This window comes from Burkholderia sp. SRS-25 (assembly GCF_004343765.1).
Taxonomy (GTDB): domain Bacteria; phylum Pseudomonadota; class Gammaproteobacteria; order Burkholderiales; family Burkholderiaceae; genus Burkholderia; species Burkholderia contaminans.
Genome location: NZ_PTXM01000008.1, coordinates 252,355 through 275,322 on the forward strand (window position 1 = coordinate 252,355; position 22,968 = coordinate 275,322).

Here is a 22,968-nt window from a genome sequence, read left to right on the forward strand (position 1 = left end):
CCGCGATTGCGGGGCTTTTTTCAGCCATCGGCGCGGCGGCGAACCGCCGCGCCACCCGTGCGATCAGGTCCCGCCGTTCGGCGTGTTGGCTGCCGTCAGGCGCTCGCCGCCGCCGGCATCGAGCCAGTTGCGCAGGCGCGCCGCATCGGCGAAACGCGAATACTTGCCGAACGAGTCGAGCAGCACCATCACCATCGGCTTGCCATGGATCGTCGCCTGCATCACGAGGCACTCGCCCGCTTCGTTGATGAAACCCGTCTTCTGCAGACCGATGTCCCACGAGCCATTGCCGCGGATCAGCGCGTTCGTGCTGTTGTAGACCAGGTTGCGCTTGCCCGTGTACACCTCGTAAGTGCGATCGGTCGAGAACTGACGAATCATCGGGTACTGGTACGCCGCGTTGACCATCTTCACGAGATCGCGCGCGCTCGACACGTTGGAGCTCGACAGACCCGTCGAATTCTCGAAGTGCGTATCGGTCATGCCGAGCGATTTCGCCTTCGCGTTCATCGCGGCGATGAAGGCCGGACGGCCGCCCGGGTAGTAACGCGACAGCGCCGCGGCCGCGCGGTTTTCCGACGCCATCAGCGCGATGTGCAGCATGTCTTCACGCGACAGCACCGAGCCGACCGACAGGCGCGAGCCCGTGCCCTTCTCGTAGTCGCGGTCTTCGTCGGTGACTTCGATCTGGTCGGTCATCGGCGTCTTCGAGTCGAGCACGACCATCGCCGTCATCAGCTTCGAGATCGACGCGATCGGCACGACGGCGTGCGAATTCTTGTCGAACAGCGGTTCGCCCGAGTTCTGGTCGACGACGTATGCGACGCTCGAACGCAGCGCGAGCGCGTCCGGCGTGTCGTGCAGACCGAAGGCCTGGCCGACGGTCGGCCTGCGCGGCTGGAACGCGACCTTGCGGACTGCCCCGCGATGGCCGCCATGCACGTTCGACGCGAGCGTCACGCGCTTGCGCGACGCCTTCGCGCGCGGCGCGTCGGCGGCCGCGACCTTCGCGGATTTGTCGGAGCTGGCCTTGGCCGACTTCTTCTTCGCGGACGAAGCAGGAGCGACAGCCTTTTTCTTGGCGGCTTGTTGGGTCTTCGCAGTGGCGGCAAAGGCGTCAGCAGGCGCGACGGACGCGGTGGTCGCCAGCAAGGCGACTGCGACCGACACAGCCGTGCCGAGCGTCATGCTCTGCAACAATCTGCGCGGTGAAAACGATTCGGCTTTCATTGGGGTCTGGACAAAGCGGGCGGGAGGTTTCCGCAAGTGTAGTTAAAGCTGAAAAAAAGAGCAATATTAGGCACTTACCGATCGTCGTTAAACCGGAATGTAAGGGTTGGCCAACCTCTGACCAATGAACCCTCCCGCTCCCATCGAAAAAATCCATGGGGCACGCTGCCCGACAGTACCCGTCTCCCGATTACACACGGTTAATTGAGATAACGTCACTTCGGAGGCGATTTAAAGCGGGGAAACTACGTATCCGGCGCTCGGGGTGCCAGGGGCGCCGGTCTCGGCCGTGGCGGCGGCACATCGCCACGGAACGCGCATCGAAACGGCGCGTTTTTCGACAAGAACAGAAGGATAACGTTCCACAGGCCTGTCAGGTTTACCTGTGCATGGTCATGGTGCGCCGCGCCTGCCCTGCCGCTGTGCGCACCATCTGGGATCGCGCATGAAACCGATTCCGAACGGGCACGATAACTCGTTGTTTTATCGATAATTTGTCACGATTGTGCAACGCACAAAAAATACTTGACATTGGTTTTCTCTGCCCTAAAATAAGCCTCATTGCTGCGTTGCACAAAGCACGCGCATCAGAGGTTCCCCAGCGTAGTGCCCTTTATCCTGCGATCGACGCGATCGCTTTTCAGGAGCTTGACATGTCCTTGCTGACCCCCGAGCAAATCGCCGCCGCCCAGAAAGCTAACCTCGAAAGCCTGTTCGGTCTGACGACCAAGGCATTCGAAGGCGTCGAAAAGCTGATCGAACTCAACCTGCAGGTCGTGAAGTCGACGCTGGCCGAAGGCCAGGAAAACGCACAGCGCCTGCTGTCGGTGAAGGACGCACAGGAACTGATCGCGCTGCAAGCCAGCCTGTCGCAGCCGGTTGCAGAAAAGGTGCTGTCGTACGGCCGTCACCTGTATGAAATCGCGTCGTCGACGCAAGCCGAGTTCGCGAAGGTTGCCGAAGCGCAATTCGAAGAGCAGAACAAGAAGGTCCAGGCACTCGTCGACAACGTCGCGAAGAACGCCCCGGCTGGTTCGGAAACGGCTGTCGCTGCGCTGAAGTCGGCACTGAACGCTGCGAACACCACGTACGAAACGGTTCAGAAGGCAACGAAGCAAGCCGTCGAAATCGCTGAAACGAACTTCAACGCTGCTGCTGCCGTCGCAACGAAGGCTGCTACTGCCGCTGCTGCACGTCGTACGAGCAAGCCGGCCGCGTAAGCGTCCCCTGCTCCTGAAAAAGCCGCGCACAGCGCGGCTTTTTCATTTTTGGCGCCGGAACATGCAGGAACCGGCACGTTGCCGACCATTCTCGAACGGTCGCTTGAGCATCGGCCGCCAGTAAAAGAAAACGCCGCCGCCCGGATGGCCCGGGAGGCGGCGTTTTTTCGTGGCCGGCAGATTGCCGGCCGAGCCGGCCGCGTTACTTCTTGCGTTGCGGCGGCAGGTCGGTACAGACGCCTTCGTACAGTTCGGCGGCCATGCCGACCGATTCGCCGAGTGTCGGGTGCGGATGGATCGTCTTGCCGATGTCTTCCGCGTCCGCGCCCATCTCGACGGCGAGGCACACTTCGCTGATCAGGTCGCCCGCGTTCAGGCCGACGATGGCACCACCGATCACGCGATGGGTTTCCTCGTCGAAGATCAACTTCGTGAAGCCTTCGTCACGGCCGTTCGCGATCGCGCGGCCCGAAGCCGCCCACGGGAACACGGCCTTGCCGTACTTGATGCCTTCGGCCTTGCACTGGTCTTCCGTCTTGCCGGCCCACGCCACTTCCGGATCGGTGTACGCCACCGACGGGATCTGCAGTGCGTCGAAGTACGCCTTCTCGCCGTGCGCGGCTTCCGCTGCGACGTGGCCTTCATGCACGGCCTTGTGCGCGAGCATCGGCTGGCCGACGATATCGCCGATCGCGAAGATGTGCGGGACGTTCGTGCGCATCTGCTTGTCGACGTCGATGAAGCCGCGGTCCGTGACGGCGACGCCAGCCTTGTCGGCGCCGATCTTCTTGCCGTTCGGGCTGCGGCCCACCGCGACGAGCACGAGGTCGTAGCGCTGCGCTTCCGCCGGGGCCTTCTCGCCCTCGAACTTCACGTAGATGCCGTCTTCCTTCGCTTCCGCGCCGACCGTCTTGGTCTTCAGCATCACGTTGCCGAAGCGCTTCGCGTTGTACTTTTCCCAGACCTTCACGAGATCGCGGTCGGCGCCCATCATCAGGCCGTCCATCATTTCGACGACGTCGATCTCGGCGCCTAGCGTCGAATACACCGTGGCCATTTCGAGGCCGATGATGCCGCCGCCGATCACGAGCATGCGCTTGGGCAACTGGCGCAGTTCGAGTGCGCCGGTCGAATCGACGACGCGCGGGTCTTCCGGCATGAACGGCAGCTTCACGGCCTGCGAGCCCGCAGCGATGATCGCCTGCTTGAACTTCACGACCTTCTTGCCGTTTTCGCCCTGCACTTCCATGTGATACGGATCGACGAATGCGCCGACGCCCGTGACCACTTCGACCTTGCGTGCTTTCGCCATGCCGGCGAGGCCCGTCGTCAGCTTCTTGACGACGCCGCCCTTGAAGTCGCGCAGCTTGTCGAGATCGACTTCCGGCTTGCCGAACGTGATGCCGTGCGACGCGAGCGCCGCGGCTTCCTCGACGACGAGCGACGTATGCAGCAGCGCTTTCGACGGGATGCAGCCCACGTTCAGGCACACGCCGCCGAGCGTCGAGTAGCGTTCGACGAGCACGGTCTTCATGCCGAGGTCGGCAGCGCGGAACGCGGCCGAGTAGCCGCCGGGGCCGGCGCCGAGCACGAGCATGTCGCACTCGATGTCGGCGGCGCCGCTGTAGCTGCCGGCTTGCGGCGCGGGCGCCGGTGCGGCTGCGGCCGGAGCCGGTGCGGCTGCTGCGGGCTTCGGCGCTTCGGGTGCTTTCGCGGGAGCGGCGGCGCCAGCCGATGCTTCGACGATGGCGATGACGGTGCCTTGCGAGACTTTCTCGCCGGCTTTGACCTTGATTTCCTTGACGGTGCCGGCGACGTCGCTGGGCACTTCCATGGAGGCTTTATCGGATTCGAGCGTGATGAGCGTTTGCTCTTTTTCGATCACGTCGCCCGGCTTGACGTTGACTTCGATGACATCGACGCCGCTGAAATCGCCGATATCCGGAACCTTGACTTCGATGAGACTCATTACTGTCCCCTTCTTGATTAGCTGCAGACAGAGGGGGAGGAACCCGCAGAAGAAACCCGCAACGACGGCCTGGCAAAAGAACGCGAACCTGGGCAGGACCACCTTTGCCGTCCGCCCAAGGACGCGCCTTTCTTTTGGTTACTTTTCTTTGGAAGACAAAGAAAAGTGACCGCCGCCCCGCGCAGGGGCGACGCTAATAGACCGTTAGCAAAACAGGTTCAACGACAGAGCGTGGATAACAAACAAAAAACCCACGCCCCCGCGAGCCACTCCCACGCTCATCAAAGAATGATGCGACGGAAATCGGCAAGCAACGCGCCGAGATACGCATTGAACCGCGCGGCTTCCGCGCCATCGATCACGCGATGGTCATACGACAGCGACAGCGGCAGCGTGAGCCGCGGCACGAACTGCTTGCCGTCCCACACCGGCTTCATCTGGCCGCGCGACAACCCGAGGATCGCCACTTCCGGCGCGTTGATGATCGGCGTGAAGTTCGTGCCACCGATGCCGCCGAGCGACGAGATCGAGAAGCAGCCGCCCTGCATCTGGTCCGGCTTCAGCTTGCCGTCGCGTGCCGCCTTCGACAGCTCGGCCATTTCCTTCGCGATATCGACGAGACCCTTCTTGTCCGCATCGCGGATCACCGGCACGACGAGACCGTTCGGCGTATCCGCGGCAAAACCGATGTGGTAGTACTGCTTGAACACCAGGTTGTCGCCGTCGAGGCTTGCGTTGAACGTCGGGAATTTCTTCAGCGCAGCGACGACTGCCTTGATCACGAACGCGAGCATCGTGAACTTCACGCCCGCCTTCTCGTGTTCCTTGTTCAGTTGCACGCGCAGCGCTTCGAGCTCGGTGATATCCGCTTCGTCGTTGTTCGTGACGTGCGGGATCATCACCCAGTTGCGATGCAGGTTCGCGCCCGAGATCTTCTTGATGCGCGACAGCGGCTTCGCTTCGAACGGGCCGAACTTCGAGAAGTCGACCTTCGGCCACGGCAGCAGGTTCAGCTCGCCGCCGCCTGCCGGCGCGGCTGCCGCGCCCGGTGCTGCGCGCTGGCCGGTCATCACGCCCTTCACGAAGCTCGTGACGTCTTCCTTCGTAATACGGCCCTTCGGACCCGAACCCTGTACGCGTGCGACTTCGACGCCGAGCTCGCGCGCGAACTTGCGCACCGACGGCGATGCGTGGCTGGCGCGGTATTCGCCCGACTGCGCAGCGGCCGGAGCCGGCGCAGCAGCAGCCGGTGCCGGTGCGGCCTTCGCGGGTGCGGCGGCAGGTGCCGGCGCCGGAGCGGCAGCGGCCGGAGCCGGTGCGCTCGCCTGCGGTGCGGCAGCAGCGGCACCTGCGGCTTCGAGCAGCACGATCAGCGTGCCTTCCGACACCGAATCGCCCACCTTGACCTTGATGTCCTTGACGACACCTGCTGCCGGGCTCGGCACGTCCATCGTCGCCTTGTCCGACTCGAGCGTGACGAGCGACTGCTCCTTCTCGACCGTGTCACCGACCTTCACGCCGATCTCGATCACCGGCACATCCTTGTAGTCGCCGATGTCGGGGACCTTCACTTCGAGCGTGCCGCCGGCTGCTGCCGGTGCGGCTGCCGGCGCTGCAGCAGCCGGTGCCGGTGCCGGCGCTGCCGCCGGAGCCGGAGCAGCAGCAGCGGGCGCGGCCGAGCCGTTCGCCTGCGCCGCGGCGCCGCCTTCGAGCAGGATGATCAGCGAGCCTTCCGACACGGAATCGCCCACCTTGACCTTGATTTCCTTCACGACGCCGCCGACCGGGCTCGGCACGTCCATCGTCGCCTTGTCCGACTCGAGCGTGACGAGCGACTGCTCCGGCTCGACGGTATCGCCGACCTTCACGCCGATCTCGATCACCGGCACATCCTTGTAATCGCCGATATCCGGCACCTTCACTTCGATCGCTTGACTCATCTGTTTCTGTCTCCATGGCCACGCGCGCCCCTCGCGGAAGCGGCGCGCGGCATCACACGGCGTGTGCGTTAAACGGTCATCGGGTTGGGCTTCGACGGATCGAGGTTGTACTTGGCGATCGCTTCCGCGACCACCTTGCGCTCGATCGTGCCCTCGTCGGCCAGCGCGTTGAGCGCGGCGACGGTGACCCAGTGACGGTCGACCTCGAAGAAGTGACGCAGCTTCTCGCGGGTATCCGAGCGGCCGAAGCCGTCCGTGCCCAGCACGACGAAGCGGCGATCGATCTGGCCGCGGATCTGGTCGACCAGCGCACGGACGTAGTCGGTCGATGCGATGACCGGGCCCTGCGTGTCCTTCAGGCACTTCTGCACGTGCGACAGACGACGCTCTTCGGTCGGATGGAGCAGGTTCCAGCGTTCGACCTGGTGGCCTTCACGCGCGAGCTCGGTGAAGCTCGGCACGCTCCACAGGTCGGCGGCGACGCCCCAGTCGTTCTTCAGCAGGTCGGCGGCGGCGATCACTTCGTTGAAGATCGTACCCGCGCCCAGCAGCTGGACGCGCGGCGCCTTCTTGTCGGCATCGGCCTTCTTGAACGCGTACATGCCCTTGATGATGTCGGCCGCCACGTGCTCGCCCTGCGGAATCGCCGGGTGCTCGTAGTTCTCGTTCATCACCGTGATGTAGTAGTACACGTCTTCCTGGTCCTGCACCATGCGGCGCAGGCCGTCCTGGACGATCACGGCGAGCTCGTAGCCGAACGTCGGGTCGTAGCTCACGCAGTTCGGCACCGATGCCGCCCACAGGAGCGAGTGGCCGTCTTCGTGCTGCAGGCCTTCGCCGTTCAGCGTCGTGCGGCCCGCGGTACCGCCGAGCAGGAAGCCGCGCGAACGCATGTCGCCCGCGGCCCATGCCAGGTCGCCGATCCGCTGGAAGCCGAACATCGAATAGAAGATGTAGAACGGCACCATGATCTCGCCGTGCGTCGAGTACGACGTCGCCGCCGCGATCCAGTCGCACATGCCGCCCGCTTCGTTGATGCCTTCCTGCAGGATCTGGCCGGTTTCCGATTCCTTGTAGAACATCAGCTGGTCGGAATCTTCCGGCACGTACTTCTGGCCCTGCTGGTTCCAGATGCCGATCTGGCGGAACAGGCCTTCCATGCCGAACGTACGCGATTCGTCCGGGACGATCGGCACGACGCGCTTGCCGAGCGCCTTGTCCTTCAGCAGGATGTTCAGGATCCGCACGAACGCCATCGTCGTCGAGATCTCGCGGCCTTCGCCCGTGCCCTTCAGCAGCGGCTCGAACGCGTCGAGCGCCGGCACCGGCAGCGACGTCGCCTTCTCGCGGCGGTGCGGCAGGTAGCCGCCGAGGTCCATGCGCTGCTTGCGCATGTATTCGAGTTCCTTCGAGCCTTCCTCGAACTTCAGGTACGGCACGTCGGCGATCTGCTCGTCGGTGATCGGCAGGCGGAACTGGTCACGGAACTTCTTCAGTTGCTCGACCGGCAGCTTCTTCTGCTGGTGCGTGATGTTCATCGCCTGGCCCGACTCGCCCATCCCGTAGCCCTTGATGGTCTTCGCGAGGATGACGGTCGGCGCGCCCTTCGTGTTCGTGGCTTCGTGGAAAGCCGCGTAGATCTTGTGCGGATCGTGGCCGCCGCGGTTCAGCGCCCAGATGTCGTCGTCCGACCAGTCGGCGACGAGCGCCTTCAGCTCAGGCGTGTTGAAGAAGTGCTCACGCACGAACGCGCCGGATTCCGACTTGTACGTCTGGTACTCGCCGTCGACGACTTCCATCATGCGGCGCATCAGCGCGCCCGACTTGTCGCGTGCGAACAGCGCATCCCAGCGGCTGCCCCAGATGACCTTGATCACGTTCCAGCCGGCACCGCGGAATTCCGATTCGAGTTCCTGGATGATCTTGCCGTTGCCGCGCACCGGGCCGTCGAGACGCTGCAGGTTGCAGTTGATCACGAACACGAGGTTGTCGAGCTTCTCGCGGCTCGCCATCCCGATCGCGCCGAGCGATTCCGGTTCGTCCGTCTCGCCGTCGCCGAGGAATGCCCACACCTTGCGGCCTTCCGTCTTCGTGATGCCGCGCGCTTCCAGGTACTTCATGAAGCGGGCCTGGTAGATCGCCATGATCGGGCCGAGGCCCATCGACACGGTCGGGAACTGCCAGAAGTCAGGCATCAGCCACGGGTGCGGGTACGACGAAATGCCGTTGCCGTCGACTTCCTGGCGGAAGTTGTCGAGCTGCTCTTCCTTCAGGCGGCCGAGCAGGAACGCGCGCGAGTAGACGCCCGGCGACGAGTGGCCCTGCACGAACACGAGATCGCCGCCGTGCTGCTCGGACGCTGCGTGCCAGAAGTGGTTGTAGCCGACGTCATAGAGCGTCGCGGCCGACGCGAACGACGCGATGTGGCCGCCGACGTTCGTGTCCTTGCCTGCACGCAGCACCATCGCCAGCGCGTTCCAGCGCGTGTACGAACGGATGCGGTGCTCAAGGTCCTGGTCGCCCGGGATCTTCGCCTGCGCGGCGACCGGGATCGTGTTGATGTACGGGGTATTCGCGGAAAACGGCAGGTGTTCGCCGTGCATGCGGGCGAATTCGATCTGCTTTTCGATCAGGTAGTGCGCGCGGCCAGTGCCCACGGAGGAGATTACGCCGTCGAGCGACTCGAGCCATTCGACGGTTTCTTGCGGGTCGTCGTCATGTTCGGCGGCGACATATTTCATCACTTCGTTCGGTACAGCGGACATTCTCGTCTCCTGGGTCCTGGAATGTGAGGATCGCTCTCGTGCAGACGACGCGACGCGACCGGCTGCGGGCAAGCTCCGACGGATTGTAATGAGCGTGCGCGGGCCTGCGCAACAAAATTTTCGAATCGTGAGATCTTTTCTCACAATACGGAATATTGCTGCGCTGCACCCATATTCCGGGGCTCTCCGGCGCGTCGCGGCTGAACAAATCCGTTTCCGTTCAACATATCCGGTATAGGTTTTCCATGTATTGCGCTGCGCTACAATCCTGCCATGTTGACCGATCGGCTTTTCGCACGCTCGGCGCGACCGTCGGGCCCGCCGGCGGAGTCGCAGCCGTCCCGTTGGCACCACGGACCGTGGTGGTCCAATTCCTATTTGCTGACGCCCCTGCTGTCGATCCTGGTGTTCCTGGTGGTGATGAGCCTCATCCTTTGGAGCCTCAATCGCCGCGAACAGCAGCAGCAGGAAGACACCCTCTTCCGTAACGTCGCGTGGGCGCAGCAGCAGATCCGCCTGTCGATGACGGGCGCGCAGGAACAGCTCCAGGCGCTGTCGCGCGATCTCGCCTCCGGCCGTCTCGACCAGAACGCGTTCCAGATGGCCGTTGCGGACGTGATGCAAACGCATCCGGAAATCCTCTACCTGAACTGGTACACGTCGCCCGGCGTGCAGCGCTGGCCGACCGTGCATCCGCCGCTGCTCGGCCAGCGGCTCGCGAAGCCCGGCGACGCGCAGATGCAGGACGCCGTGCGCGGCGCGTACGACGAGGCGCGCAGCACGCGCCGCCAGGCCTATTCGCCGCTGATCTATGACGACTTCGGTAACGGCTTCATCACGCTGCAGACACCGGTGATGCGCGGCGACCGCGAATACCTCGGCTCGATCGCCGCGGTGTTCTCGGTCGAAGGCATCCTGAAGCACGACATCCCGCAGGAACTGTCGTCGAAGTACAAGATCTCGATCACCGACGCGAACAACCGCGAGCTGTCGTCCACGTCGACGCGCCCGCGCCTGCCGCGCGACTCGCACTACGACCTGCCGCTCGACCCGCCCGGCCAGGGGCTGACCGTGCGCGTGTACGCATTCCCGCAGCTCACGAACCTGACCAACAACACGCTCGTGTGGCTCGTCGCGGGCCTGTCGTGCTTCGTGTTGTGGAGCCTCTGGAGCCTGTGGAAGCACACGCGCCAGCGCTTCGAGGCGCAACAGGCGCTGTACGCGGAAGCGTTCTTCCGCCGCGCGATGGAAAACTCGGTGCTGATCGGCATGCGCGTGCTCGACATGCACGGCCGCATCACGCACGTGAACCCCGCGTTCTGCCGGATGACGGGCTGGGACGAAACCGACCTCGTCGGCAAGGTCGCGCCGTTCCCGTACTGGCCGCGCGACGCGTACCCGGAAATGCAGCGCCAGCTCGACATGACGCTGCGCGGCAAGGCGCCGAGCTCGGGTTTCGAGCTGCGCGTGCGGCGCAAGAACGGCACGCTGTTCCATGCGCGCCTGTACGTGTCGCCGCTGATCGACAGCTCGGGCCGCCAGACCGGCTGGATGTCGTCGATGACCGACATCACCGAGCCGAAGCGCGCGCGCGAGGAACTCGCGGCCGCGCACGAGCGCTTCACGACCGTGCTCGAAAGCCTCGACGCCGCGGTGTCGGTGCTGGCCGCCGACGAGGCCGAGCTGCTGTTCGCGAACCGCTACTACCGCCACCTGTTCGGCATTCGCCCGGACGGCCATCTCGAGCTGTCGGGCGGCGGCTTCGACCGCGCGCAGGCATCGTCCGACTCGATCGACATGGTCGACGCGTTCGCGGGCCTGCCGGCCGCCGCGCTGACGAGCAGCACGGCGGACGCGCAGGAGGTGTACGTCGAGAGCATCCAGAAGTGGTTCGAGGTGCGCCGCCAGTACATCCAGTGGGTGGACGGCCACCTCGCGCAGATGCAGATCGCGACCGACATCACGACCCGCAAGAAGGCGCAGGAACTCGCGCACCAGCAGGAAGAGAAGCTGCAGTTCACGAGCCGATTGATGACGATGGGTGAAATGGCGTCGTCGATTGCTCACGAATTGAACCAGCCGCTCGCCGCGATCAACAACTACTGCTCGGGCACGCTCGCGCTCGTGAAGAGCGGCCGCGGCACGCCGGAGACGCTGCAGCCCGCGCTGGAAAAGACCGCGCAGCAGGCGCTGCGCGCGGGGATGATCGTCAAGCGGATCCGCGAATTCGTGAAGCGCAGCGAGCCGAAGCGCCAGCCGGCGCGGGTCGCGGACATCGTCGCCGACGCGGTCGGGCTCGCCGAAATCGAGGCCAGGAAGCGCAGGATCCGGATCGTCACGGAAATCCTCGCAAGAATGCCTATTATTTATGTCGACCCCGTGCTGATCGAGCAGGTGCTCGTGAACCTGATGAAGAACGCGGCCGAGGCAATGGCCGACGTGAAGCCGGCGTCGGTGGACGGCGTGATCCGCGTCGTCGCCGACATCGAGGCGGGCTTCGTCGACATCCGCGTGATCGACCAGGGCCCGGGCGTCGACGAAGCGACCGCCGAACGCCTGTTTGAACCGTTTTACAGCACCAAGTCCGATGGCATGGGCATGGGGCTGAATATCTGCCGTTCGATCATCGAATCGCATCGGGGGCGTCTGTGGGTGGTCAACAACGTCGAGCCGGATGGCCGCATATCCGGCGCAACGTTCCACTGCAGCCTGCCCATTGGGGAACCCGCTGATCTCGGCCAAGGGGGGCGCGAGGCATCGGCATCACATACCGTTACGGGAGAACTATGAATAGCCCTGTCACCACCACTCAGGAAACCGTCTTTGTCGTTGACGACGACGAGGCCGTACGGGACTCGCTGCGCTGGCTGCTGGAGGCGAACGGCTATCGCGTGCAATGCTTCTCGAGCGCCGAGCAGTTCCTCGATGCCTACCAGCCTGCACAGCAGGCCGGCCAGATCGCGTGCCTGATCCTCGACGTCCGCATGTCGGGCATGAGCGGCCTCGAACTGCAGGAGCGCCTGATTGCCGACAACGCCGCGCTGCCGATCATCTTCGTCACGGGTCACGGCGACGTGCCGATGGCCGTCTCGACGATGAAAAAGGGTGCGATGGACTTTATCGAGAAACCGTTCGACGAAGCCGAGCTGCGCAAGCTCGTCGAGCGGATGCTCGACAAGGCCCGAAGCGAAAGCAAGAGCGTCCAGGAACAGCGTGCCGCGAGCGAACGCCTGTCGAAGCTGACCGCGCGCGAGCAGCAGGTGCTCGAACGGATCATCGCGGGCCGCCTGAACAAGCAGATCGCCGACGATCTCGGCATCAGCATCAAGACGGTCGAAGCCCACCGCGCGAACATCATGGAAAAGCTCAACGTCAACACGGTGGCCGACCTGCTGCGCCTCGCGCTGTCGAAGAAGCAGGCCTGAGCGAACGCCGGCCGCGGCGGCACTGCCCGCCCGGCCCGCAAGCCAGTGCTCCCAGCCGCCCCGCGCGATGCGGCCCACTCGCGCGGCGGCGGCCTTTCTCCCGGCGCGCGAGCGCCGCGGCCATGACGCTTCCTGCTTATTCACTGTCGGGCGGCAGCAGGCGAACGGTATAATTGCGTGCTTTGCTGCGACGCTTCGGGCGCCGCACGACCGCATTCCAACTTCCCGGCAGGACCACCACCATGACAGCCCTCCTCATCGACGGCAACGCCCTTTCGAAGACCCTGCGCGCCCAGGCCGCCGAACGCGCCGCCGCCCTGACCGCACGCGGCCACCAGCCCGGCCTCGCGGTGATCCTCGTCGGCGCCAACCCGGCGAGCGAAGTCTACGTGCGCAACAAGATCAAGGCGTGCGAGGACAACGGTTTCTTCTCGCTGAAGGATGCGTACCCGGACACGCTGTCGGAAGCCGATCTGCTCGCGCGCATCGACGCGCTGAACCGCGATCCGAAGATCCACGGCATCCTCGTCCAGCTGCCGCTGCCCGCGCATATCGACAGCCACAAGGTGATCGAGGCGATCGCACCGGAGAAGGACGTCGACGGCTTCCACGTCGCGAACGCCGGCGCGCTGATGACCGGCAAGCCGCTGTTCCGCCCGTGCACGCCGTACGGCGTGATGAAGATGTTCGAGGCGCACGACATCCCGCTGCAGGGCGCGAACGCGGTCGTGATCGGCCGCTCGAACATCGTCGGCAAGCCGATGGCGATGATGCTGCTCGACGCCGGCGCGACCGTGACGATCTGCCACAGCAAGACGCGCGACCTCGCTGCGCACACGCGGCAGGCCGACATCGTGGTCGCCGCGGTCGGCAAGCGCAACATCCTGACCGCCGACATGGTGAAGCCGGGCGCGACGGTGATCGACGTCGGCATGAACCGCGACGACGCGGGCAAGCTGTGCGGCGACGTCGATTTCGCGGGCGTGAAGGAAGTGGCCGGCCACATCACGCCGGTGCCGGGCGGTGTCGGCCCGATGACCATCACGATGCTGCTGATCAACACGATCGAATCCGCCGAGCGCGCCGCCGACGCGGCCGCCTGATTCCCTTCCCCGTTCAGCCGGCGTGCGGTTCCGCGCGCCGGCGCCTCGCCGGCCGCACCGCACCGCACCGCGTCGGCCGCGCCATCAACCGCTTCCACCCCGCATTCGACCCCGCATCAATCGCATCGTTAGAAACTAACGATTGGAAAGCGCGCGATGCGCCCCAATAATGTCGATATCGGGCGCCGCGTCGCCTTGCGCGCCTTACCCTTTTCACTCCGGTTCATCCGGCAACAGACAGGGAGTCTTAATGTCCGCCAGCGCCAACACCAACCCGCTACTCGATTTCTCCGGCCTGCCCCGCTTCGGCGAGATCCGCCCGGAACACGTGACGCCCGCGCTCGACACGCTGCTCGATGACGCCAACCGCGCGGTCGAGACGGCAAGCGCGGCCGCGACGCCGGCAACCTGGGCAGCAGTCGTCGAGACGGTCGAGCACGCGACGGAGCCGCTCGGTCGCGCATGGGGCATCGTCGGCCACCTGAACGCGGTTGCCGATACGCCCGAACTGCGCGCCGCCTATGGCGAGAACCTGCCGCGCGTGACGGAATTCTGGTCGAGCGTCGGCCAGAACCTCGCGCTGTACGAGAAGTACAAGGCGATCGCCGCAAGCGCCGAATACGCGACGCTGTCCACCGAACGCAAGAAGATCCTCGACAACGCGCTGCGCGATTTCCGCCTGTCGGGCGCCGAGCTGCCCGAGGACCAGAAGCCGCGCTTCGCCGAACTGCAGGAGCAGCAGGCCGCCCTGTCGAAGGCATTCTCCGACCACGTGCTCGACGCGACCAACGCGTACGCGTATTTCGTGCAGGACGAGGCCGACCTGGCCGGCCTGCCCGGCGACGCGATCGAGGCTGCGCGCGAAGCCGCGCAAAAGGATGGCAAGGAAGGCTGGAAATTCACGTTGCACTTCCCGTCGTACTTCCCGGTGCTGCAATACGCCGACAACCGCGCGCTGCGCGAGACGCTCTACCGCGCCTATGCGACGCGCGCGTCGGAACTCGGGCCGCAGTACGGCGACGGCAAGGCCGAATGGGACAACACGGCGATCGTCGCCGATGCGCTGAAGCTGCGCCGCGAAGAGGCGCTGATGCTCGGCTTCCGCAACTTCGCCGAAGTGTCGCTCGCGCCGAAGATGGCCGAATCGCCGCAACAGGTGATCGCGTTCCTCGAGGATCTCGCCACGCGCGCGCGCCCGCACGCCGACAAGGACTGGGACGAGCTGCGCACGTTCGCCGCGAAGGAACTCGGCCTCGCCGAACTCGCGCCGTGGGACGTCGCATTCGCGGCCGAAAAGCTGCGCCAGCAGCGCTACGCGTTCTCGGAAAACGAGGTCAAGCAGTACTTCCCTGAACCGGCTGCGCTGAAGGGCCTGTTCACCGTCACCGAAACGCTGTTCGGCGTGCAGATCAAGCCGGACGACGCGCCGGTGTGGCACAAGGACGTGCGTTTCTTCCGCGTCGAGAACCGCGACGGCTCGCTCGTCGCGCAGTTCTATCTCGACCTGTACGCGCGCGAAGGCAAGCGCGGCGGCGCATGGATGGACGACGCGCGTTCGCGCGCGAAGCGCGGCAGCAGCGTGCAGACGCCGGTCGCGTATCTCACCTGCAACTTCTCGGCGCCGGTCGGCGGCAAGCCCGCATGCTTCACGCACGACGAAGTCATCACGCTGTTCCATGAATTCGGTCACGGGCTGCATCACATGCTCACGCGCGTCGACGAACTCGGCGTATCGGGCATCAACGGCGTCGAATGGGATGCCGTCGAGCTGCCGTCGCAGTTCATGGAAAACTTCTGCTGGGAATGGGACGTGCTGTCGTCGATGTCGTCGCACGTCGATACGGGCGCCGCGCTGCCGCGCGAGCTGTTCGACAAGATGATCGCGGCGAAGAACTTCCAGAGCGGGCTCGGCACGCTGCGCCAGATCGTGTTCTCGATGTTCGACATGCTGCTGCACGTCGACTTCGATCCGGCGGGCGCGACCGGCGTGACCGCGTTCGCACGAGAGATCAACGAGCGCTATCACGTGATCCCGCAAGCCGCGTTCTCACGCTGGCCGAACACGTTCAGCCACATCTTCGCGGGCGGCTACGCGGCCGGCTACTACAGCTACAAGTGGGCCGAGGTGCTGTCGGCCGACGCGTATGCGGCGTTCGAGGAAGCGGCCGCAGCAAGCGGCAGCGTGCTCGATGCGGCGACCGGCACGCGCTATCGCCGCGAAATCCTCGAGGTCGGCGGCAGCCGCCCGGCGATGGATTCGTTCAAGGCGTTCCGCGGCCGCGAGCCGCAGATCGACGCCCTGCTGCGCCACAACGGGATGGCTGCGCCCGCGCACTGAGCACCGCCCGGCACTTCCGGCAGTTCAGGCTGCATCGACAGGCACCGCTTCGGCGGTGCCTTTTTTCATGAGGCGGGCGATTCGTCGTCGAACAGCGAGAACTGCCCGTGGCGCTCGGCGGTATCTTCGTCGATGCGCACGCCGACGCCGAGCAGCCGCACCGCCTGCGCACGCCGTTGCAGCCCTTTCGCGAGCAGCGTGACGGCCGTATCCGCATTCGTTGCATCGGCCACGCACTCGACCGTCGTGCGCTGGAAATCGGCGAAGCGGATCTTCACGTACAGCTTGCGGATCGAGCGCGCGGCACCCGCCCGTTCGATCCGCGCGTCGAGTTGCACGACGAGTCGGCGGATTTCCTCCGCGCATTGCTCGAGTGTCGTCAGGTCGGTCACGTAGGTCGTCTCGACGCTGATCGACTTGCGCTCCTGGTCGGCCTGCACGCGCCGCTCGTCGATCCCGCGCGACAGTTCGTACAACCGCCGCCCGAACGCGCCGAATTCGCGGTGCAAGTCGATCAGCGGCCAGTCGCGCAACTGCGCGCAGGTCTGGATGCCGAGCCGGTCGAGCCGCGTGGCCGTCACCTTGCCGACGCCGTGCAGCTTGCGCACCGGCAGCGCCGCGACGAACGCGTCGATCTCGTGCGGCCGCACGACGAACAGCCCGTCGGGCTTGTTCCAGTCGGACGCGATCTTCGCGATGAACTTGTTCGGCGCGACGCCCGCCGACACCGTCACGCCGACCGAGTCGAACACGCGCTGGCGGATCTCCCGGGCTATCAGCGTGGCACTCCCCTGGCACCGCTCCGACCCGCTGACGTCGAGGTACGCCTCGTCGAGCGACAGCGGCTCGACGTCGGGCGTGTAGTCGCGATAGATCGCCATGATCTGCCGCGACGCCGCGCGGTACTTGTCCATCGCGGTCGGCAGGATCAGCAGGTCCGGGCACTTGCGCATCGCCAGCGCCGACGACATCGCCGAATGCACGCCGTAGCGCCGCGCCTCGTAGTTGCAGGTCGCGATCACGCCGCGCTGGTCGGGCCGGCCGCCGACCGCAAGCGGCCGGTTGCGTAGCGACGGGTCGTCGCGCATCTCGACCGACGCGTAGAAGCAGTCGCAGTCGCAGTGAATGATCTTGCGCATGCGCGGCAGCGCGTCGCCCGGCGGCGGCACGTGCGGATCGGCAGGCGGAATGATGGTCGGGTTCACGGTGCCGATACTGTACAAAAACACAGTGCCGGTTTCAACTGTCGCGTGCGGCCGCGCCCGGCGGCGCCGTACCGGCCCGCTTTGCGCGGATCGTACCGGCCGGGCACGGACAGCCGCGCCTATACTCGTCTGCCGCAAGACATGAAACGCAAAGGTGACGGATGAAGACGATCGGACTGATCGGCGGGATGAGCTGGGAATCGTCGGCCGAGTACTACCGGATGATCAATCGGCATTCGAAGGCGCTGCACGGCGGGCATCACAACGCGAAGAGCGTGCTGGTCACGGTCGATTTCGCAGAGATCGAAGCGCTGCAGCGCACGCACGACTGGGCCGCGCTCGGCGAACGGATGGCCGGCGCCGCGCGACAGCTCGAGGCGGCCGGCGCCGATCTCGTCGTGCTGACCACCAATACGATGCATCGCGTGTGCGATGCGATCGAAGCCGCAGTGACGCTGCCGTTCCTGCACATCGCCGATCCGACCGGCACTGCGCTGCGCGATGCGGATGTCGAGCGCGTCGCGCTGCTCGGCACGCGCTACACGATGGAGCTGCCGTTCTACGCGGAGCGGCTGCGCGGCAAGTTCGGGATGGAGGTGCTCGTGCCGGACGAACGCGGGCGTGACGACGTGCACCGGATCATCTACGACGAGCTGTGCCACGGCATCATCTCGCCGGAATCGCGCGCGACGTACGTGACGATCATCGAGGAACTGGCCCGGCGCGGGGCGCAGGCCGTGATCCTCGGCTGCACGGAAATCACGCTGCTGATCGGCGCGGACGATTCGCCGCTGCCGGTGTTCGACACGACCGCGCTGCATGCGAAGGCGGCGGTCGAGTGGGCGGCGCGCTGATCGCTGCCGCGCAGAAAACAAAAAACCCGGCACGAGGCCGGGTTCCTGTCGACGAAGCGCGCATCGGTCACTTGCGCTGCACATCGTCTGGTGTGCTTGGTTGCGGGGGTAGGATTTGAACCTACGACCTTCGGGTTATGAGCCCGACGAGCTGCCAGACTGCTCCACCCCGCGTCAGAGAAATAAATTATAGGGTGAGGGAGTACTCACGTCAATACTTTTGTCACAATTTCTTCCCGATTCATCGAAACGACTGCGCGCGGCGCCTCCCCCGCCCCGCACGAAGCGCGCGTTCGCGCCCCGTGCTCGCGGTAAGATGGCGGCCTTCGCATTCACCCCGCACGCACTCTCCCGTTCATGAAAATCGCCACCTGGAACGTCAACTCGCTCAACGTCCGCAAGCAGCATGTGCTCGACTGGCTCGCGCAAAGCGGAACCGACGTGCTGTGCCTGCAGGAACTGAAGCTGCCGGACGAGAAATTCCCGCGCGCCGATCTCGAGGCGGTCGGCTACCGCAGCTGGTTCACCGGCCAGAAGACCTACAACGGCGTCGCGATCCTCGTGCGCGACACGCTCGCCGTCGACGAATCGGACATCGTGCGCAACATCCCCGGTTTCGACGATCCGCAGCAACGCGTGGTCGCCGCGACGGTCGACGGCATACGCATCGTGTCCGCGTATTTCCCGAACGGCCAGGCGCCCGATTCCGACAAGTTCGTCTACAAGATGCAATGGCTCGACGCGCTGCAGGCATGGCTGCGCACCGAGCTGCAGCGCTATCCGAAGCTCGCGCTGCTCGGCGACTACAACATCGCGCCGGAAGACCGCGACGTGCACGACCCTGCAAAATGGGAAGGCCAGAACCTCGTGTCGCCGCAGGAGCGCGCTCACTTCGCGCAACTGATCGAGCTCGGCTTCGTCGATGCGTTCCGCCGCTTCGAACAACCGGAGAAGACCTTCACGTGGTGGGACTACCGGATGATGGCGTTCCGCCGCAACGCGGGGTTGCGCATCGACCACGTGCTGCTGTCGCCGGCGCTGGCCGAAACCTGCACGTCGTGCGAAGTCGATCGCACGCCGCGCACGTGGGAACAGCCGTCCGACCACACGCCCGTCGTCGCGGTCGTCGGCTGATCTCCCGGACAGCCCGCGCGCGTTCAGCGTCGCGCGGGCGCCGGCCCCAGATGGGCCCACAGGAACCCGAATTCGGCCGCATCGGCCTCCGCGCGTTCCAGATCGTCGGCGCTGCCGTGGCCGCCGTCGGTGTTCTCCCAATACCAGACCCGTTCGTGACCGAGCGCCTGCATGCGCGCGGCCATCTTGCGGGCGTGCGCCGGATGCACGCGGTCGTCACGCGTCGACGTCGTCAGCAGTAGCGGGGGGTACGCGACGCCTTCGCGCACACGGTGATACGGCGAGTACGCGGCCAGCGCCGCGCCTTCGTGCGGATCGTCCGGGTCGCCGTATTCGTCGAGCCATGCGGCGCCCGCGTGCAGCTTCGGATAACGCCTCATGTCGAGCAGCGGCACGCGGCAGAGCACCGCGCCGAACAGCTCCGGCCGCTGCACCATGCACGCGGCGACCAGCAACCCGCCGTTACTGCCGCCCTCGATGCCGAGCTGCGCGGCAGTCGTCACGCCGGTGGCGGCCAGATCCTCGGCCACCGCGATGAAATCGTCGAAGGAACGCTGGCGGTGTTCGCGCTGCGCATCGACGTGCCAGCGCGGCCCGAACTCGCCGCCGCCGCGGATGTGCGCGAACGCCATCACGCCGCCGCGCTCGAGCCACCCGATACCGAACGCATCGCTGTAGCCCGGCAGGTTCGGGATCGCAAAGCCGCCATAGCCCGACAGCAGGCACGGCCGTGCGACACGCGTGGCGCCGTCGGCCACGTCGAGTGCATCGCGCGGCCCGATCAGCGTGTACGGCACCGTCGTGCCGTCTTGCGAGCGCGCGCTCGCGCGGCGCACGACGAGCCCGGCCGCGTCGAACTGCACCGGCGGCCGGTCGAGCAGCACGCGGCGCGACGGCGCATCGTCCGCGCGATCCGCAAGGTCGGCCAGCCAGCATTCGGGCGGATCGAGACAGGTGTCGACGTCCACGTAAATCTCGTCGTTCAGCGTCGACTCGACAGGCTCGACGTCGATCTGCGCATCGCCCGGCCCCGGCCACTCGAACGGCCGCGCATCCCACGTCCACGTGCCGTCGCCGGCCTGGCTCGGCTGCCACAGCATCGTGCGGTTGTGCACGTCGTCGAGCCAGCTCGCGATCAGCGTCGTGCGCGTGTGCGTCCACGTGCATGCGGACGTCGACGGTTGCGGCGCGAACAGCGTCGTGAATTCGCGCGCCCCGGCCAGGAACGCCTGCTCGCGTATCGCGAGCAGCGAACCGCCCGCATGGCGCGCGCCGTCGCAATCCCAGTCGAGGCGCGGCTCCAGCATGAGCCAGCCTTCCCAGAACCCGACCTCGACGTGGGTCGGCACGTCGTAGCGCGCCCACTCGCCCGCCTCCGTCAAGCGGTACGCATGTGCGTCGAAGAAATCGACGCTGCGCCACGCGACGTGACGGTTGTCGATCGGATCGAACCCCGCACCCGCGCTGATGTCGTCGGGTTCGCCGCGGAAGACGACGGGCGCATCGGCAAGCGCAGTGCCGCGCACCCAGCGCCGCGCTTCATACGGATAGCCGGCCGCGGTCGCATGCGCTTCGCCGCGATCCCAGCTCACGTAGACGGTATCGCGATCGATCCAGCCGACCGTGTGATGCCCCGGCTCGTCGATCGTGAAGCCGCCGTCGACGAAACGGCGTTCGACGAGATCGAATTCGCGCACGACGACCGCATCGGCGCCCCCCGGCGACAGCGACAACAGCGCGCGATCGCCGTCCGGGTACAGGATCGCGTCCTGCTCGAACACCCACGACTCGCCCTCCTGCGCACCGAGCGCGTCGACGTCGAGCAGCGTTTCCCACGCCGGCTTTCCCGCGCGCCAGTCGTCCCAGCGCGTGCGGCGCCACAGCCCCTTCGGATGAAGATCGTCCTGCCACAGGTCGTAGGCCCAGTCGCGCCAGCGGGTCGGAATCACCGGGCGCTCGCGCGGCAGGTACGCTTTGGCGAGGCGCGCGGTCAGCGCGCGATACGCGTCGTCGTCACGCAGCGCGGCGCGCGTGCGCGCATTCTGCTCGTCGACCCACGTGCGGGCGCGCTTGCTGTCGAGCGCTTCGAGGAAACGGAACGGGTCGGCCCCGGCGGGCCAGCGGAAGGAATCGGACATTGAGAATGGGCGGAATGGCAAACGGCATGCAAACCGCGATTATGTCCGATCGCGGCATGCGCGATGCCCGCGCATGCCGCGAATCGTGCTCAGGGCTCCAGATGGAGTTCCTGGATCTTGCGCGTGATCGTGTTGCGGCCGATGCCGAGCCGCTCGGCGGCCTCGACCTTGCGGCCGCGCGTGAAGTCGAGCGCCTCGCGAATCACGGCCGCCTCGAAGCGGCGTGCGAGTTCGTCCATCACGTCGGCCGAGTTCTCGCGCAGCAGCCGTGCGACTTCGGTACGCAAGCCATGCTCCCAGACCGGATAGCCAGCCGGCGCGCCGCCGTTCGGCGCAGCCGCGACGGGCGCGGACACCGCCGGCAGCGCACCGATCGCCGGTTGCGCGAGCGCAGCCTCGCCACCGCTGCCGTGCGCATCCGTACCGTCGCCCGTCGCGCCGACCGGCGCACCGGACGGCACGAGGTCGGGCGGCAGGTCCTTGATCTCGACCGTCTGCGCGGGCGCCATCACGGTCAGCCAGTTCGCGAGGTTCTCGAGCTGGCGCACGTTGCCGGGAAACGCCAGCGACGTGAGGTAAGCCAGCGCTTCGTCGGACACGCGCTTCGGCTCGACGCCGAGATCGCGCGCGCTCTTCTGCAGGAAGTGGCGCGTGAGCAGCGCGATGTCCTCGCTGCGTTCGCGCAGCGGCGGCAGGCGCAGCCGGATCACGTTGAGCCGGTGGTAAAGGTCCTCGCGGAACAGCCCCTGCCGCACGCGCGATTCGAGATTCTGGTGCGTCGCGGCGATCACGCGCACGTTCGCGCGCAGCGGGTTGTGGCCGCCGACCCGATAGAACTGCCCGTCCGACAGCACGCGCAACAGGCGCGTCTGCAGGTCGAACGGCATGTCGCCGATTTCGTCGAGGAACAGCGTGCCGTTCTCGGCCTGCTCGAAGCGGCCCTGCCGCGTCGTCTGCGCGCCGGTGAACGCGCCGCGCTCATGGCCGAACAGCTCGGATTCGAGCAGGTCCTTCGGAATCGCCGCGGTGTTCAGCGCGATGAACGGCCCGTTCGCACGCGGGCTGTGACGGTGCAGCGCACGCGCGACGAGCTCCTTGCCGGTGCCCGATTCGCCGGTGATCAGCACGGTCGCGGCCGAGTGCGACAGGCGGCCGATCGCGCGGAACATGTCCTGCATCGCGGGCGCCTGGCCGAGCATCTCGGGCGCCTCGGCCACGCGCTCGTCCTGCGGCGCGCCGCCGCGCAGGCTTTCTTCCACCGCGCGGCGGATCAGCTCGACCGCCTTGTCGACGTCGAACGGCTTCGCGAGATATTCGAACGCGCCGCCCTGGAACGCCGCGACGGCGCTGTCGAGATCGGAGAACGCCGTCATGATGATGACGGGCAGGCCCGGCAGGCGCTCGTGCATCGCCTGCAGCAACTCGAGGCCCGAACCGCCCGGCATCCGGATGTCGGATACGAGCACCTGCGGGGTCTCGTGGTCGAGCGCGGCCAGCGCGTCACGCACGTTCGCGAAACTCTTCGTCGCGAAGCTGTCCCGGGCGAGCGCCTTTTCGAGCACCCAGCGGATCGATTGGTCGTCGTCTACTATCCAGATCGGCTTCATAGGTCGGTCAGATATTGGTGAATCTGGTGAATCGCCATGC

14 protein-coding genes and 1 tRNA gene are annotated in these 22,968 nt (G+C 65.9%); 7 read left to right on the plus strand and 8 right to left on the minus strand.

The annotated features are described in order from the left end of the window. Positions 1-63 precede the first annotated feature (63 nt). Positions 64-1,230 (minus strand): D-alanyl-D-alanine endopeptidase, encoded by a 1,167-nt coding sequence (gene pbpG, locus C5O79_RS13140; protein ID WP_046546062.1) that lies wholly within the window; start codon positions 1,228-1,230, stop codon positions 64-66. 653 nt (positions 1,231-1,883) lie between these two features. Between pbpG and C5O79_RS13145 the strand changes: the two genes are divergently transcribed. Next, the gene (locus tag C5O79_RS13145; RefSeq protein WP_039364780.1) at positions 1,884-2,450 is read left to right on the plus strand and encodes a phasin family protein; all 567 of its coding nucleotides are present in this window, start codon (positions 1,884-1,886) and stop codon (positions 2,448-2,450) included. 202 nt (positions 2,451-2,652) lie between these two features. On the opposite strand, the gene lpdA is transcribed toward C5O79_RS13145, so the two are convergent. From lpdA to aceE, 3 genes are all read right to left on the minus strand, one after another. Further along, complete coding sequence (gene lpdA, locus C5O79_RS13150; protein ID WP_046546063.1) at positions 2,653-4,419, minus strand: dihydrolipoyl dehydrogenase; 1,767 nt, start codon at positions 4,417-4,419, stop codon at positions 2,653-2,655. Between the two features lie 281 nt (positions 4,420-4,700). Continuing rightward, positions 4,701-6,359, minus strand: a complete 1,659-nt coding sequence (gene aceF, locus C5O79_RS13160) for a dihydrolipoyllysine-residue acetyltransferase (protein ID WP_047850676.1) — start codon at positions 6,357-6,359, stop codon at positions 4,701-4,703. A 68-nt stretch (positions 6,360-6,427) separates the two neighbouring features. Continuing rightward, positions 6,428-9,124, minus strand: a complete 2,697-nt coding sequence (gene aceE, locus C5O79_RS13165) for a pyruvate dehydrogenase (acetyl-transferring), homodimeric type (protein WP_046546065.1) — start codon at positions 9,122-9,124, stop codon at positions 6,428-6,430. 273 nt (positions 9,125-9,397) lie between these two features. Here aceE and fixL point away from each other — a divergent pair, with 273 nt between their 5' ends. From fixL to C5O79_RS13185, 4 genes are all read left to right on the plus strand, one after another. Then, a complete protein-coding gene (gene fixL, locus C5O79_RS13170) occupies positions 9,398-11,914 on the plus strand; it encodes an oxygen sensor histidine kinase FixL (RefSeq protein WP_046546066.1) in 2,517 nt (838 codons plus the stop codon). After that, positions 11,911-12,549 (plus strand): oxygen response regulator transcription factor FixJ, encoded by a 639-nt coding sequence (gene fixJ / locus C5O79_RS13175; protein ID WP_006493245.1) that lies wholly within the window; start codon positions 11,911-11,913, stop codon positions 12,547-12,549. The genes fixL and fixJ overlap by 4 nt, the downstream gene beginning before the upstream one ends. 242 nt (positions 12,550-12,791) lie before the next feature. Then, the gene (folD, locus tag C5O79_RS13180; protein WP_046546067.1) at positions 12,792-13,652 is read left to right on the plus strand and encodes a bifunctional methylenetetrahydrofolate dehydrogenase/methenyltetrahydrofolate cyclohydrolase FolD; all 861 of its coding nucleotides are present in this window, start codon (positions 12,792-12,794) and stop codon (positions 13,650-13,652) included. Positions 13,653-13,902: 250 nt separating this feature from the next. After that, positions 13,903-15,990 carry a M3 family metallopeptidase gene (locus tag C5O79_RS13185; RefSeq protein WP_039364795.1) on the plus strand — a complete coding sequence of 696 codons (2,088 nt, stop codon included), beginning with the start codon at positions 13,903-13,905 and terminating at the stop codon, positions 15,988-15,990. Positions 15,991-16,055: 65 nt separating this feature from the next. Here C5O79_RS13185 and dinB read toward each other — a convergent pair whose 3' ends face one another. After that, positions 16,056-17,219, minus strand: a complete 1,164-nt coding sequence (gene dinB / locus C5O79_RS13190; protein WP_122474163.1) for a DNA polymerase IV — start codon at positions 17,217-17,219, stop codon at positions 16,056-16,058. Positions 17,220-17,356: 137 nt separating this feature from the next. Between dinB and C5O79_RS13195 the strand changes: the two genes are divergently transcribed. Beyond that, positions 17,357-18,049 (plus strand): aspartate/glutamate racemase family protein, encoded by a 693-nt coding sequence (locus C5O79_RS13195; protein ID WP_046546070.1) that lies wholly within the window; start codon positions 17,357-17,359, stop codon positions 18,047-18,049. Positions 18,050-18,146: 97 nt separating this feature from the next. On the opposite strand, the gene C5O79_RS13200 is transcribed toward C5O79_RS13195, so the two are convergent. Then, positions 18,147-18,223, minus strand: a tRNA-Met gene (locus tag C5O79_RS13200). Between the two features lie 183 nt (positions 18,224-18,406). On the opposite strand from C5O79_RS13200, the gene xth reads away from it, so the two are divergent. Continuing rightward, positions 18,407-19,183, plus strand: a complete 777-nt coding sequence (xth, locus tag C5O79_RS13205) for an exodeoxyribonuclease III (protein WP_046546071.1) — start codon at positions 18,407-18,409, stop codon at positions 19,181-19,183. A 23-nt stretch (positions 19,184-19,206) separates the two neighbouring features. Here the strand turns inward: xth and C5O79_RS13210 are convergent, their stop codons facing one another. Together C5O79_RS13210 and ntrC are read right to left on the minus strand one after the other, a co-directional pair. Beyond that, entirely contained in the window at positions 19,207-21,321 is a 2,115-nt protein-coding gene (locus tag C5O79_RS13210) for a prolyl oligopeptidase family serine peptidase (RefSeq protein ID WP_122474164.1), read from the minus strand. 89 nt (positions 21,322-21,410) lie between these two features. Continuing rightward, entirely contained in the window at positions 21,411-22,928 is a 1,518-nt protein-coding gene (gene ntrC, locus C5O79_RS13215; protein ID WP_047852135.1) for a nitrogen regulation protein NR(I), read from the minus strand. Between the last annotated feature and the right edge of the window lie 40 nt (positions 22,929-22,968).

Bases quoted from the DNA above. Each gene is read 5' to 3' on its own strand.
- pbpG (WP_046546062.1), bottom strand. From the start codon at position 1,230: ATGAAAGCCGAATCGTTTTCACCGCGCAGATTGTTGCAGAGCATGACG.
- C5O79_RS13145 (WP_039364780.1), top strand. From the start codon at position 1,884: ATGTCCTTGCTGACCCCCGAGCAAATCGCCGCCGCCCAGAAAGCTAAC.
- lpdA (WP_046546063.1), bottom strand. From the start codon at position 4,419: ATGAGTCTCATCGAAGTCAAGGTTCCGGATATCGGCGATTTCAGCGGC.
- aceF (WP_047850676.1), bottom strand. From the start codon at position 6,359: ATGAGTCAAGCGATCGAAGTGAAGGTGCCGGATATCGGCGATTACAAG.
- aceE (WP_046546065.1), bottom strand. From the start codon at position 9,124: ATGTCCGCTGTACCGAACGAAGTGATGAAATATGTCGCCGCCGAACAT.
- fixL (WP_046546066.1), top strand. From the start codon at position 9,398: ATGTTGACCGATCGGCTTTTCGCACGCTCGGCGCGACCGTCGGGCCCG.
- fixJ (WP_006493245.1), top strand. From the start codon at position 11,911: ATGAATAGCCCTGTCACCACCACTCAGGAAACCGTCTTTGTCGTTGAC.
- folD (WP_046546067.1), top strand. From the start codon at position 12,792: ATGACAGCCCTCCTCATCGACGGCAACGCCCTTTCGAAGACCCTGCGC.
- C5O79_RS13185 (WP_039364795.1), top strand. From the start codon at position 13,903: ATGTCCGCCAGCGCCAACACCAACCCGCTACTCGATTTCTCCGGCCTG.
- C5O79_RS13195 (WP_046546070.1), top strand. From the start codon at position 17,357: ATGAAGACGATCGGACTGATCGGCGGGATGAGCTGGGAATCGTCGGCC.
- xth (WP_046546071.1), top strand. From the start codon at position 18,407: ATGAAAATCGCCACCTGGAACGTCAACTCGCTCAACGTCCGCAAGCAG.
- C5O79_RS13210 (WP_122474164.1), bottom strand. From the start codon at position 21,321: ATGTCCGATTCCTTCCGCTGGCCCGCCGGGGCCGACCCGTTCCGTTTC.
- ntrC (WP_047852135.1), bottom strand. From the start codon at position 22,928: ATGAAGCCGATCTGGATAGTAGACGACGACCAATCGATCCGCTGGGTG.